This window comes from Variovorax robiniae (genome assembly GCF_037889955.1).
Classification (GTDB): domain Bacteria; phylum Pseudomonadota; class Gammaproteobacteria; order Burkholderiales; family Burkholderiaceae_C; genus Variovorax; species Variovorax robiniae.
The window spans coordinates 97201-109720 of sequence record NZ_JBBKZS010000013.1; the positions used below are offsets into that span (position 1 = coordinate 97201).

Annotated in this window: 12 protein-coding genes; 4 read left to right on the forward strand and 8 right to left on the reverse strand. The window is 65.9% G+C overall.

Features of this window, described 5'->3' with window-relative positions; translation table 11 throughout:
* Positions 1-26: 26 nt before the first annotated feature.
* Positions 27-1358 (reverse strand): type VI secretion system baseplate subunit TssK, encoded by a 1332-nt coding sequence (gene tssK, locus WKW79_RS25250; protein ID WP_340337969.1) that lies wholly within the window; start codon positions 1356-1358, stop codon positions 27-29.
* Positions 1359-1594: 236 nt separating this feature from the next.
* Here tssK and WKW79_RS25255 point away from each other — a divergent pair, with 236 nt between their 5' ends.
* The 4 genes from WKW79_RS25255 to WKW79_RS25270 all read left to right on the forward strand — a co-directional run bounded on the left by WKW79_RS25255 (position 1595) and on the right by WKW79_RS25270 (position 4002).
* On the forward strand, positions 1595-2044 hold the full coding sequence (locus tag WKW79_RS25255) for a hypothetical protein (protein WP_340337970.1): 450 nt from the start codon (positions 1595-1597) through the stop codon (positions 2042-2044).
* 74 nt (positions 2045-2118) lie between these two features.
* A complete protein-coding gene (locus tag WKW79_RS25260) occupies positions 2119-2754 on the forward strand; it encodes a dioxygenase family protein (RefSeq protein WP_340337971.1) in 636 nt (211 codons plus the stop codon).
* A gap of 169 nt (positions 2755-2923) precedes the next feature.
* Positions 2924-3268: a type II toxin-antitoxin system prevent-host-death family antitoxin gene (locus WKW79_RS25265; RefSeq protein ID WP_340337972.1), complete on the forward strand. Its 345-nt coding sequence runs from the start codon at positions 2924-2926 to the stop codon at positions 3266-3268.
* 17 nt (positions 3269-3285) lie between these two features.
* Positions 3286-4002, forward strand: a complete 717-nt coding sequence (locus tag WKW79_RS25270; protein WP_340337973.1) for an ATPase — start codon at positions 3286-3288, stop codon at positions 4000-4002.
* A gap of 65 nt (positions 4003-4067) precedes the next feature.
* Here WKW79_RS25270 and WKW79_RS25275 read toward each other — a convergent pair whose 3' ends face one another.
* The 7 genes from WKW79_RS25275 to WKW79_RS25305 form a co-directional block, all read right to left on the reverse strand.
* Complete coding sequence (locus WKW79_RS25275) at positions 4068-4442, reverse strand: hypothetical protein (RefSeq protein WP_340337974.1); 375 nt, start codon at positions 4440-4442, stop codon at positions 4068-4070.
* Positions 4443-4488: 46 nt separating this feature from the next.
* Positions 4489-5481 carry an ABC transporter substrate-binding protein gene (locus tag WKW79_RS25280; RefSeq protein ID WP_340337975.1) on the reverse strand — a complete coding sequence of 331 codons (993 nt, stop codon included), beginning with the start codon at positions 5479-5481 and terminating at the stop codon, positions 4489-4491.
* Positions 5482-5599: 118 nt separating this feature from the next.
* A complete protein-coding gene (locus tag WKW79_RS25285) occupies positions 5600-6007 on the reverse strand; it encodes a hypothetical protein (protein ID WP_340337976.1) in 408 nt (135 codons plus the stop codon).
* Positions 6008-6105: 98 nt separating this feature from the next.
* Entirely contained in the window at positions 6106-6303 is a 198-nt protein-coding gene (locus WKW79_RS25290) for a hypothetical protein (RefSeq protein WP_340337977.1), read from the reverse strand.
* Between the two features lie 264 nt (positions 6304-6567).
* Complete coding sequence (locus tag WKW79_RS25295) at positions 6568-7317, reverse strand: AAA family ATPase (RefSeq protein ID WP_340337978.1); 750 nt, start codon at positions 7315-7317, stop codon at positions 6568-6570.
* A 584-nt stretch (positions 7318-7901) separates the two neighbouring features.
* Positions 7902-11093, reverse strand: a complete 3192-nt coding sequence (locus WKW79_RS25300; protein WP_340337979.1) for a bifunctional cytochrome P450/NADPH--P450 reductase — start codon at positions 11091-11093, stop codon at positions 7902-7904.
* Positions 11094-11214: 121 nt separating this feature from the next.
* Positions 11215-12504, reverse strand: coding sequence for an MFS transporter (locus tag WKW79_RS25305; RefSeq protein WP_340337980.1), 1290 nt, complete (start codon positions 12502-12504; stop codon positions 11215-11217).
* Positions 12505-12520: the final 16 nt, after the last annotated feature.

Here is a 12520-nt window from a genome sequence, read left to right on the forward strand (position 1 = left end):
GCGCGGGGTGCGGGGGAGGCCATGAGCTATGACCGGATGGCCCAGAACGCCATGTCGAGGCCCGGGAAATCGCCCGCGATGTGCATCGCGACGCCGCCGGACTTTTCAAGCTGCCGCCACAGGTCGCTGTTGCGCGTTTCCAGCTCGAAATAGTTGGCGCCCGTGTGGAACGGAATCTGCCGCGGCGCCACCGGCATCGGCAGCAGCGCCACGCCTGGCAGCGCCAGCGTGACCAGGTCGCGGATGCGCTCGACCGGGCCGATCTTCACCTGCAGCGGGAAGCGCGCGCGCAGCGCCTCGCTCGGCATGTTCGACTGCACCGCCAGCACGAAGGTCGCGTTGCGCTGCAGTTCCACGTCCGGGATCATCGCCACCTGCACGCCACGCCCGCGGTCGTGCAGGTCGATGCGGATGGCCGACTGCTCCAGCACCATCGACAGGCTGCGCCGCAGGTCGTCCATCACAGGTCGAAAGCTGACGGCCAGGTCGTCATGGATGTACGGCCCGAAGCGCGTCACGCGGCGCGAATCGCGGAAGGTCGCGAGATCCCCGGCCAGCGCCAGCGCCTGCTCGAAGAAGTGCTGGGGGTGCAGCATCGCGCTCTTGGCCAGGTGCGCGAACAGCGGCTCGTTGCGATTCACGGTCTGCAACAGCAGGAAGTCCGCGATCTCCGACACGCCGCCCGTGCCACCCTGGGTCATGCGCCCGGCCAACGCCTCGCCGCGCTGGCGCAGCAGCCCCAGCAGTTCGTCGAGCCAGGAACGCACCACCGCATGGCCGGCCACGTCGAGCAGCGGCGGGATCAGTGCGCGGTCGAGCTGCACCTGGTTGTCCACGCGGCGCTCCGTCACGCGGGCGACGTTGATCGTGGTCCAGGCATCCGTGGTGTCGCTCGCGCGCATCAGGCGCGTGTGCAGCGCACCGAGCTGCACGGTGGCGGTGCGGTCGCCGGAGGTGTTGGAATCGGGCACGTCGACTTCCAGCACGCGGTGCCGCACCAGGTCCTCATAGCCTTCGGCATCGGCCTCGCGCGCGCCCGCACGGCGCAGCGGCAGGGCCAGCACCACGGCCTCCTCGCGCATGGTGGGCGGGATGTCGATCGGCTCGGGCAGCGGGTCGATGGCCGGCATGTCGAACACCGTGCCGTCGCCGAACACGCCCACCGCGCGCACGAGCGCGAGCTTGCCGAGCGTTAGCGCGGCCGCGTCGATTTCCAGTTCGGCGAACCCCCAGGCATAAGGCGTGGTGGTGCGCAGCAGCAGGTGCCGGGCATGGTCTGCGTGGCGCTCGCTCTGCTGAAGGTGCTGGGGTTGCAACAGCATCCCCTCGCTCCAAACCACTTTTGTTCGCCAACTCATCCGCGCTCCGTCCACGGCAGGGGTTGCCTAGAAGCTGGCAGTGTCCGACGCTTGGGCGGGACGGCAAATCTGGCTAACGGCTTAGCGGGTCCGGGTTGGTCTAGTGCGAAGGCACTAGCGGGAAAGCCCCCTCTTTCCCGGGCGCGGTCGACGGGCGCAGGTCTTGGAGTTCACTGCCACAAATCCGAAAATGACGCCACACATTCCTCAACACCCCACCCGGAGTTCGACGAGTCATGAAACCAGGTGTCTTCGTCAATCTGGACGATCTCCAGCATGCACTCGATGTCGTCAGCATGACGCCTGATTTCGGGAACGCAGCCTACGTTTCGCGGGTGACCGGCGAGGTGCACATGTGGTCGGACGCGGCCGATTTCGACCCCTTGCCCGTGGACGTCGAGGACGACAGCCTCTACATCGCCGTGCCTGACAAGCGCGAACTCGATCTCGGGCAGCAACTCGTGTTCTCGTTCGTCGAAGAGCACCTGGGTGCTTCGGCGGACGCCGTCCGGGACATCTTCCGCAAGCGCGGCGCCTACGGAAAGTTCAAGGACCTGCTCGATCGGAGAGGCCTGCTGCAAGCCTGGTACGACTTCGAAGCCGCTGAAACCGAGAAGGCCTTGCGTGCATGGGGTGAAGAGAACGGCCTTGCCATCGGCGACGCGCCGGGCAAGGATGCGGGCTGACGGCGCGTTGCGCCGCGGCCTCTGAAAGGCACCCGCGTCTGGAACATGTCACCACGACATCGACTCTGAGCACGATGAACCCCACACACCACCCCCGGGGCCTGCCGAGGCGCGCCCTCTCCGCCGCGATCGTCGCCCTGCCCGCCCTGTGGCTCGGCGCCCGCGCCCAAGCACCCACCGCCCGCCGCGCGACGCCCACGCAGACGGAGGGCCCGTTCTACCCGGTAGCCCTGCCGGCCGATTCGGACAACGACCTGCTGCGCAACGGCACGCTGACCTATGCCGCCGCCGAGCCGACCTGGGTCGACGGAACTGTCACCGACCTGGACGGCCGCCCGCTCGCCGGCGCCCTGGTGGAAATCTGGCAATGCGACGCGCAAGGCCACTACCACCACCCCGGCGACGGCGACCGCGCCGACCGCGCGTTCCAGGGCTTCGGCAAGGTCGCCGTGGATGCGCAGGGCCGCTACCGCTTCCGCACGATCCGCCCCGTGGCCTATTCGGGCCGCACGGCGCACATCCACGTCAAGGTCAAGCTCGGCACGCGCGAACTGCTGACGACGCAGCTCTACGTCGCCGGCGCGCCGGGCAATGCGCGCGACTTTCTCTGGCGCAGCATGTCGGAGGAGGCCCGTGCGGCCCTCACCGTTCCGTTCGAGAAAGGGGCGGATGGGTGGAAGGCGAGCTTTCCGATCAGCGTGCAGGCTTGAGCGAACACGTCAGAAGCCACCTCGCCGGCGCGGCTGGCACTTGGCACGGCCTTCAGGCTCTGGAGCGCCAGATGATGGGCCGACCGCTGGATGACCGGTTCGATACGCGCATGAGCATATTCACGGCATTATTGGCATAATGCCTCAATACGCCAACAGATTGCCTTTCATGCCCCAACTTGCCGCCCTCGCCGATCTGCCCCGTCACAACACCTCCATGGTCAGGAACAAGTGGGGTGACATTGTTCGCCAGGTCCATCAGACCGGCAGTGTTGCGATCACCAACCACTCCAATGTCGAGATGGTCCTGCTCGATGCGGAAACCTATCGGCAAGTCACGGATGCGTTGGCGGCCATCAAGGCGCGGGAACAGTCCATGCTGGACGAACTGGCGTCGCGGTTCGACGCGCGGCTCTCCGTGTTGCGCGAGCCGGACGCGCAGAGCAAGCTGGATGCGTTGTTGGCTTCGCGTGGCAGGTTGGCCCAGCCTCCGAAGGCTGGCGCCACGTTCTGACAGGGCGCCAAGCCTTCATGTCGACGTCGAAGAAGCCGGCGCCGCCGCGCCCGTTCATTTTCGTCCTGGCCGGCGTCAACGGCGCCGGCAAGAGTTCGGTCGGCGGCGCCATGCTGCTCGAGCACGGGCTGACCTGGTACAACCCTGACAGCTTCGCGCGCGAACTCGCGCAGTCGGGTGTGCCCTTGGAAGAGGCCAACGCCCAGGCGTGGCAGCACGGCAAGGAACTGCTGCAGAAAGCCATTGCCGAGGGCGCCAACCACGCGCTCGAAACGACCCTGGGGGCCAACACCATGCCGGCGCTGCTCGAACAGGCAGCGGCAAGCCACGCTGTCGTGATGCTGTTCTGCGGCCTGGAAAGCGCGGAGATGCACATCGAGCGCGTACGCCTGAGAGTTACCCAAGGCGGCCATGACATTCCGGACAACAAGATCCGTGAGCGCTGGACAGCGTCCCGACTCCATCTGATCAAGCTCATGCCCCACCTGGCGAGACTGCAGGTCTTTGACAACAGCGCCCAGGCGAAGACTGGCCAGAAGATACCGAACCCGATCCTCGTGCTGGAAATGTTGGACGGTGTGATCGTGCTCCCGGACCTTGAGAACAAGCGCGCCCTCGAATCGATCCCGGCATGGGCCAGGCCGATCGTCCAGGCGGCCGTGGAACTGCAAATCTCGTCCGGGCAGTCCGCACCGCCGAGACCGCGGACACGCCGCGCACAGAAGAATCAGTGATGCCGCGGGGGCTGCTTGTGTCCCCGGTTGCGCGCCAGGCGCGGCCTTGGCGCCTGCCCCGCTGCTCAGACCCAGCGCCTGACCGCAGCCACAGAATCCGTCGGCCCGGTGTTGAAGCAGATCCGCGCACTGCCAGCATGCCGGTGCACCACATTGACCAGCTTCTCGAACAGCAGGAAGTGATCCACCGAGGTCCGCACACCCGCGCCGATCAGCACCACGTCGAACTGCTGCGCCGCGAGCGTCTTGCGCACAGACTCCTCCGCCGTCGCGCCCAGGTCCACCAGGCAGTACTGCGCCTCGAACCCTGCCTGGGTAAAGCTCGCCAGATCCGCATCGAAGGCGGCGTACAGCTTCTCGGGCGTGAGGCCCGGCCACTTGCTGTAGTCCACGACGGACGGATCGAAGCCGATCAGAAGAACCTTTTGCGCCGTGCTCATGTCTGCATCCCTGTTTTGATTGGTGAGCAGCCATTCTGCAACGTCCTTAACGCACGATCTTGTCCGCCCGGTCCAGCAACGCGCGCGGCACCGCCAGCCCGATGCGGTTCGCGGTGTTCAGGTTGATCACCAGCTCGAAGATCGTCGGCTGCTGGATCGGCAGGTCGGCCGGCCGGGCACCCTTGAGGATGCGGTCGACGTAACGCGCGCCATCGGTGCCTTCGGTCGTGTAGCTGGGCCCGTAGGCCATCAGGCAGCCGTTCTCCGCGTAGTCGCCGCGCGCGCAGATCGACGGCAGCTTGCTGTCGATGGCCAGTTCCGCGATCAATCGCTGGTTGGAATTGGCGACCGGATTCAGCGTGATCCAGACCGCATCGTTGCGGGCCTTCACCGCCTCCTTGAACGCCCCCACATAGCCCTCGACGCTGCTGACCTGCATCGAATACAGCGCCATCCGCAACTTCTCCGCGGGTTCCTGGCTGGCCTCCCATTGCGGAATGGAACCCGGCGCCTTCGGGTCCCACAGCACGGCCACGCGTCGGGTCGCGGGCAGGAGTTCCTTGAGCAGTTCCAGCCGCTTGCCGGCCAGGATGCCGGCCACGTTGGTGACGCCGGTGGCATTGCCGCCCGGCCGCGCGAGGCTTTCGGCCAGCCCGGAACCGACCGGGTCGGTCACGCCCATGAAGACAATCGGCACCGTCGAGGTGGTCTTCTTCGCCGCCACCGCCGCGTTGGAGGTCACTGCGACCAGCACGTCGATGTCCATGCGCAGCAACTCCATGGCCAGGGTGGGCAACCGCTGCAGGTCGGCGCTTTCGTGGCGGTAGTCGATCTGGATGGTCTGGCCTTCGACATAGCCGAGTTCGCGCAGGCCTTGGCGAAATGCCATCAGGCGCGGTGCGTCGGCGGAGGCCGAGACGGCCGCAAGGTAGCCGATGCGGGGGACCTTCCGGGACTGCACCTGCGCCTGCGCCTCGGCGAGCGGGCCCGCGGCCAGCACCAGCAGGCAAAGAAGCAGCCACCATCGGTTCCAGCTCATCGGAGACTCCTTGCGGTCGACCGGTGTCTTTCCAGTGCGCTACGCACCGGTCGCGGCACATTTTCAGCCGGGAAGCCTCAGATGTGGATATCCCCTTTGGCGCAGAACGCCAGGCTCATCAGCCACCCGCGCGGTGCACGTATTGCTGATATGCCGGCAGCGCAATCGCCGCCAGGATGCCGATCCCCGCCACGCCAAGGACCAGCAGCACGCCCCAGAAGGACCAGCGCTTCTGCACGCGGTTGAAGTGCTCCAGGCTGTCCCAGCGCTTGTTGCGCCAGGCCAGTTCCCGGCCCTTGACGCCCAGGTAGATGGCCACGATGAATCCGATGTACGGAACCAGCGCCAGCAGGCCGATCCACGTCCGGTTGAACGGCGCCCAGATCCAGTTGAACAGCAGCGCACCCCAGCTCCAGCCCTTCACGCCCTCGGGCACCACGATCTGGCTGCCGCCGCCGGAGTTGTTCTCGCCGTCTGGCACAAGGTCGAGGTCTGCACGTGGGGCTGCGTAGGGGTTGCTGCTCATGGATCACCTTGTCATGACGGTTGCGAAATTGTCATTTGAAAGTGTCCCGGAAACCGCGCCCCGCCTCACTCCGGGAATGCTCCCGCGTTGTGCGAGCGCTACGCGGAGGCCATCCAGAGCATGCCGACGCCCAGGCCGATGAAGCACGCGGAAACCAGCAGGAACCACCACCAGAGGAAGGTCGGCCTGGCAACAGTTGCCGGCCTGCTTCTTTCGCGAACGACCGCCATCGCACCGAACAACAGCGCGACCAGCACGCCCAGCAGGAAGGCCCCCGGGAGCCATTCGTGCGGCATGCCCCGTGCGGCCAAAGCGCCGAGGATGACGCACCCCGCGAACGCAAATCCGCGGTGACGAAACTTCGCTTCTCCAGGGACGAGCGATAACGTGGTTGACACTGCCGACATTTCTTCCTGCGCCTTGATGGGGGTAAACCCAGCAATGTACCCGCCGCGAACGCACTGAACCCAGGCAAGGCCGCGGAGCTTTGCACGATCGGTGTGCCCATGAAGGCATGGGGACCGGGAGATGGCCTCGATCCCGCCGACCCGGTCCGCGGCTCAGCGCTCCAGCAAGATTTGCAACATGCGCTGCGGATTGGACAGGAAGTCCCGCGTCACCTGAAAGTGCTCCGTGTCCTCGTACGCGACCCTCGAGATGCCCTCATGGCCGCATTGGTAGATCCATGCGTTCGGATACGCCATCAGGATCGGCGAATGGGTGGCGATGATGAACTGGGAGTTGTCCAGGACCAGGTCATGCATGCGGGACAGCACCGCCAGTTGCCTTTGCGGCGACAGCGCGGCTTCGGGCTCATCGAGGATGTACAGCCCCTGACCACCGAAGCGCTCCGTCATCAAGGCGAGAAAGGATTCGCCATGCGACTGCTCGTGCAATGAACGTCCGCCGTAGGAGTCGACGATGAGCGGCCCTGCCGTTGGATCCTCGTCGAGCTTCTCGATCTCCGTAGCCACGTTGAAAAAGCTCTCGGCCCGCAGGAAATAGCCGTCGCGCGGCCGACGCACCCCCTTGGCGATGCGCAGGTATTCGTGCAACTCCGAATGCGAGCGGCGCGTGCCGAAGTTGAAGTTCTTCGTCCCGCCCTCCGCATTGAAGCCCAGAGACACCGCGATCGCTTCCAGCAGGGTGGACTTTCCGGAGCCGTTCTCGCCGATGAAGTACGTCACCTTCGGGTGCATCTCGATCTGCTCGAGCGAGCGGATGGCCGGCAGGGAGAACGGGTAGCGGTCGAAGGATTCGACCCTGTTCCTCAGGAGGGTGATGCGGCCGACGTACTGGGAAGCAATCATGCTTTCCGACGAGTTGAGCAAGCGACGCTCATACAAAGATCAAGTACAGCACGCCGTAAAACAGCAATGCCACAACAATGGAACAGACGACTGACGCGGGCAATCGAGAGAGCGGGATGGCCTTTTCACCGACCCTTCTCGCTGACAGAGTGCCAGCGACCAAGGCGATGGTGCCAACGAGTACAGACGCGATGCTCGCCAGCAAACATAAGACGAAACCACCCAATGCCAAGGTGCCACGCAACGGCTCATAGGCTTCATACAGGACCCAGCCAACAGCGGGCCAGAGAATCAGTACCAACGAAGGATCGGGCGATCTGCTGGGCGGCCGTCTTGAAGCGTTCATCGCGTCATGATTCATTTCGCTACTGACTCTGGATAGAAGGCACCTGAGCCGGCGGCCCTTCTACAAGAGACGAATCGAGCACCGCCTCTTCGATTGCCGTGCACAGCGTGCCGCAACCAACGATCGTTGGAAGCACGAGCAACAGGACGCTGAAGCGCATTGGCACGACCCGTCTGTTGAAGCTGCGCTGCGACTAACCAAAGATCGTGGGCCCCGCCAGTCCGGCTTGCGCTACCCCTTACGCAAACACATCCGACACATACCGCCCATGCTCATGCTCCATGCGATCGGCCCATTCGTTGGCGGTCGCATCGTCGCACTTGGTCGCACGCTGGTACATCTTGAGGAAGGTCTCGCGCACCGCGGGCGCCATGCGCTTGCCGTCGCCGCAGACGTAGAACTGCGCGCCTTCGTTGAACAGGTTGCCGATCTCGATGCGGTCCTGCCACACGCGGTGTTGCACGAACATGATCTCGCCTTCCGGCTTGGCCGAGAACGCGGGCCGCATCTCGACCACGCCAGCAGCTTCCCACTTGGCGAACTGGTCGCGATAGAGGTAGTCCACGTCCGGATCGTCCACGCCGAAGAACAGCAGCGCACGGCCCACCTCGCGGCCGGCGGCCTTCTGTGCGGCGCGCTCCTGCAGGAAGCCACGGAAGGGCGCGACGCCGGTGCCGGCACAGACCATCACGACCGGCGTGCGCGGGTCCGTCGGCGGATGAAAGCCCGATTGCGAAGGCCGCACCGCGACCGACAAGCGATCGCCCGCCTGCAGACGCGAAAGGTACGAGGACGCCACGCCCTCGAAGCGCCCCTGCCCCGACATGGCCGGCACATCGAGCACGGCCACCGTCAGGCTGGCTTCCGCCTCGTTGGCCAATGGTGAAGACGAGATCGAATACTGGCGCGGGCGCAGCGTCGGCAGCATGCCGAGGAAGCGCGCGAAGCCGATGTCGCAGGACTGTGCGCGTTCCAGCAGTTCCAGCAGGCTCACACGCTTGCCGAGCACTTCGCTTTCATAGACGTCCTCGGCGGCGAGCCGCTCCAGTTCCTTGCGTTCTGGCGGGCACGGCGTGGCCTCGGCCAGTTGCGCGACCTGCGCGCGCGTGACGGGCTGGGCCAGTTCCACGTAGCCCGACAGCACCTCATACGCGGCCACCGGATAGTCGCCCGGCAGCGTCGCGGCGGCGCCCGCTTGGCGATGGATGACGATCTGCGTGTCGCTGGCCAAGCCGAAGCGCTTGAGCGCACGCGCCACGATGGCTTCGGGGTTGCGCGGCAGCACCGACAGATAGTCGCCGGCCTTGTAGCGCATGCCTTCGGGCAACGCGATCTGCAGGTGGCGCTTGGAGCGTGCGCCGGCATGGGCGATGTTGACCAGTTCGCGGTTCTCGACGATCACCCCCTGTTCCAACTCGTGCAGTTGCAATGCCCGCTCGCGGCCGGAGGCGAGGATCTCCACGTCGAAGGTCGGCGGGGCGGTCTTCTCGGCCACGGCGTGGCCCAAGCCCTTGCCGAGGTCGGACCAGAAGCTGTCGTACCAGGCATCGAAGGCGCCGAAGAAGTCGCCGCCCGCATCGGCCTCGCCGCGCGCAAGCAGTTCCTTGCCGCCGGCCGCTGCCAAGGCCGCATCGATGCGCTTGGGAATCGCCTGGTAGGTGCGCGCCCATTGGCGGTTGCCGCAACCGAACACCGCGAAGTGCAGGCCCGCGAGCTCCCCGGCCTTGCGCGACTCCACCCACGAGAGGAACTTCTTCCCGTTGTCCGGCGCCTGCCCTTCGTAGGAGGCGGTGACGACGACGACCGTCATGCCCGGCGTCAGCGTGCCGACGAAGTCGTCCATCTCCGCCACCGTGGCGGCATAGCCCTGGCGTGGCGCGTCGGCCGCGATGCGCCGCGCGAACATCTCGCAGGAGCCAGTGTTGCTGCCGTAGAGCACGGCCAGGCGCGGCGCGTCGTCCTTCAGTTGCACTTCCTCGGGCTTGTCCTTGAGGACCGCTTGCGTCACCGACGGCAGCGCGCTGCGCATGGTGAGGCCGGTGCCACGGCGGCGCGCGCGCATGAACAGGCCATGCGGCTTGATGGTGAGCGTCTCGGCCACTTCCAGCTGGTAGCCCGGATCGTTCTGCACGATGTCGAAGCGCTGCAGCATCATCGCCAGCACGATCTCCGCCTCCTGCATCGCGAAGGGCCGGCCGATGCAGGCGCGCACGCCGTTGCCGAAAGGCTTCCAGGCATTCGGCGGCAGCTTCTCGGCCAGCTCGGGCGCAAAGCGTTCGGGCTTGAACTCGTCGGCATCGTCGCCCCACACCGCCGGGTCGCGATGCAGCATCGGCGCCAGCACCAGCGCCGTGTCGCGGGCGCTGAGGTCGTACTGGCCGCCCAGCTGGGTGTCCTTGATCGGCTTGAGCGAGAAGGCCGGCGCGGTGGGCCACAGGCGCAGCGTCTCCTGCAGGATCTGCTCGAGGTAGCGCAGCTTGGCCAGGTCTTCCACGCGCGGATGGTTGTTGCCCAGCACCTCGTCGACGATGGCCTGCGCCTTCAGCATCACATGCGGATTGGCCAGCAGCAGGTGGCAGGCGAAGGACAGCAGGCCGCTGGTGGTCTCGTGGCCGGCGATCAGGAAGGTGACCAATTGGTAGCGGATGTTCTCGTCCGACAGCTTCTCGCCGGTGACCGGGTCGACGCCGTTCATCATGACGTTGAGCAGGTCCTTCTTCTCCAGGCCCTTGGGGTCGGCACGCCGCTCGACGATGACCTGGTCGGCCACCTGGGCCAGCAGCTTCTGGTCGGCCTCGTAGCGGCGCTTGGTCGCGACCATGAGGCCGGACACCACGTTCGGCCGCCGTCCGCGCATGCCCGCCTCTTCCAGCGCGCCGGTCATCGCCGCGACGAAGGGATGCATCTCGTTCTGGTAGAAGCTGTTGAAGCGCACGTCGAAGGCACACAGCGCGATCGTGTCCAGCGTGAGGCGGGTCATGTTGTCGACCACGTCGATGGCGGCAGAGGGGCCGAAGCGCTCCCACTTGATGAACATCTGGTCGGCGATGTCCACCATGCGATCGAACATCGAGCGCACGCCCAGCGGCCCGAAGGCCGGCATCAGCAGGCGGTGCGCCTTGGCCCAGTTGGCCTCGCTGTTGTAGGCGGTGAAGAGGCCGTCGCCGGCGAAGTCGCGGATCTCCTTGAGCGGGCCGCTGATGCGCTTGACGAAGCGCGACTCGTCGCAGAGTTCATTGACCAGTTCCTGCGAGCTGACAACATGCACGTCCTTGCCGGCGAGCGTGAGCTTGTAGATCGGCCCGTACTCGCGGGCCAGGCGCATCATGCTCTGGATGGGCGCCTTCGAATCGACCTCCCCGAGGTTGCCCAACAGGAGCTTCATCGGTGGTTGCGGGACGGCGGTTTTCCCCGGGCTCTTGGTCTTCATGCAAATTCTCCGTTGGTGTGGCTTTCGGGCGTGATCATGCACCAACGGAGACCGCCCGGGCACCTTCTTACTACATCATGCCGCGCGACTTTCGCGACACACGAGGCCGAGGCGCGTGCAGTCAGGCGAGGTTGACGCGCATGCCGGCCGTCTCGGCATGGCGCTCGCGCACCCACAACACGAAGCCGCAGGCGAACACCACGACCTGCGTGCCGATCAGCAACGCGAAGCCCGCGAAGAACCCGGACCCCGCCGTCGCGCCCGCGCCCGTCGACATCGCGCTGATGACGCCGCCCATGAGTGCCGGCATGAAACCTGCCACCAGGCTGCCCGTGCCATTCACCACGCCGAAAGCGCTGGCCACGTGCTCCGGCCGCGAACAGTACTGCACCGTGCTGGGAATGGCCGGGCTCATCAGGCCCCAGAAGAAGTTGGCCGCGATCAGGCTGTAGGCGGCCGTGTACGGGTCGTGCACGTTGATCGCCAGCAACACCGACAAGGCCACGCCCGCGCTTGCCGCCATGAAGATGAAGGGCACGTGCCGGCGCTCGATCTTGTCAATGACCACGCCGCCGAGCAGCACCGCGAGCACCGTCGCATATTGCGGCAGCGAGGCCAGCCAGCCCATCTCCTTGAGCGAGAAGCCGCGCGCCTCCTTCAGGTAGGTCGGCAGCCAGTTGCTGCTGCCCCAGAGATAGGCCAGCGCCGCCGCCGTCAGCAGGGTGATGAGGACCAGGTAGCGCGTGTGCAGCGCGCCCTTCACGATGTCGCCGACCTGCGAGAAGGCCGCGCCGATCGACTCGGGCTTCTTCATGGCCGCATAGCTCGCCGGCATGTGCACGAAGGCCAGCACCAGCGGAATGCCGACCGCGATGTTGATCAGGCCGAGCACGTAGAAGGAGGTCTCCCAGTGGTAGCTGGCGAGCAGGTAGCCGATGAACGGATAGCCCACCGCCAGGCCCAGGCCGGTGCCCATGTTCACGAAGGAATTGGGCTTGCCGTTCTCGCGGCTTTCATAGTGGGCCTTGATGTACGAGGAGGCCAGCGAGAACAGCGGGCCTTCCGACACCCCCAGCAGGATGCGCGAGGCCAGCACCAGCCCGTAGCCGTCGAACCACGGCGTCATGAAGGTGACGACACCCCAGAGGATGAGCCCGTACACCAGGCTCCTGCGCACGCCGAACAGCGCCGCGCAGAACGGCGTCAGCACGAAGGCCGACACGCCATAGCCGACCATGAAGGCGGTGGCCAGCAGGCCCTGGCTCACGCGGTCCGATTTCTCGATGCCGATGTGCGCGAGGAAGCCCGGGTCGGTGATCAGCACCGCGATGTTGATCCGGTCGATGTAGGAAATGGCGACGATGATGAACAGCGTGATGACGCCGTACCAGCGGAATGTCCTGGCCTGCATGGCTGTGCTCCTTGGA

Bases quoted from the DNA above. Each gene is read 5' to 3' on its own strand.
- WKW79_RS25270 (WP_340337973.1), top strand. From the start codon at position 3,286: ATGTCGACGTCGAAGAAGCCGGCGCCGCCGCGCCCGTTCATTTTCGTC.
- WKW79_RS25265 (WP_340337972.1), top strand. From the start codon at position 2,924: ATGCCCCAACTTGCCGCCCTCGCCGATCTGCCCCGTCACAACACCTCC.
- WKW79_RS25290 (WP_340337977.1), bottom strand. From the start codon at position 6,303: ATGCCGCACGAATGGCTCCCGGGGGCCTTCCTGCTGGGCGTGCTGGTC.
- WKW79_RS25260 (WP_340337971.1), top strand. From the start codon at position 2,119: ATGAACCCCACACACCACCCCCGGGGCCTGCCGAGGCGCGCCCTCTCC.
- WKW79_RS25280 (WP_340337975.1), bottom strand. From the start codon at position 5,481: ATGAGCTGGAACCGATGGTGGCTGCTTCTTTGCCTGCTGGTGCTGGCC.
- WKW79_RS25275 (WP_340337974.1), bottom strand. From the start codon at position 4,442: ATGAGCACGGCGCAAAAGGTTCTTCTGATCGGCTTCGATCCGTCCGTC.
- WKW79_RS25255 (WP_340337970.1), top strand. From the start codon at position 1,595: ATGAAACCAGGTGTCTTCGTCAATCTGGACGATCTCCAGCATGCACTC.
- WKW79_RS25300 (WP_340337979.1), bottom strand. From the start codon at position 11,093: ATGAAGACCAAGAGCCCGGGGAAAACCGCCGTCCCGCAACCACCGATG.
- tssK (WP_340337969.1), bottom strand. From the start codon at position 1,358: ATGAGTTGGCGAACAAAAGTGGTTTGGAGCGAGGGGATGCTGTTGCAA.
- WKW79_RS25295 (WP_340337978.1), bottom strand. From the start codon at position 7,317: ATGATTGCTTCCCAGTACGTCGGCCGCATCACCCTCCTGAGGAACAGG.
- WKW79_RS25285 (WP_340337976.1), bottom strand. From the start codon at position 6,007: ATGAGCAGCAACCCCTACGCAGCCCCACGTGCAGACCTCGACCTTGTG.
- WKW79_RS25305 (WP_340337980.1), bottom strand. From the start codon at position 12,504: ATGCAGGCCAGGACATTCCGCTGGTACGGCGTCATCACGCTGTTCATC.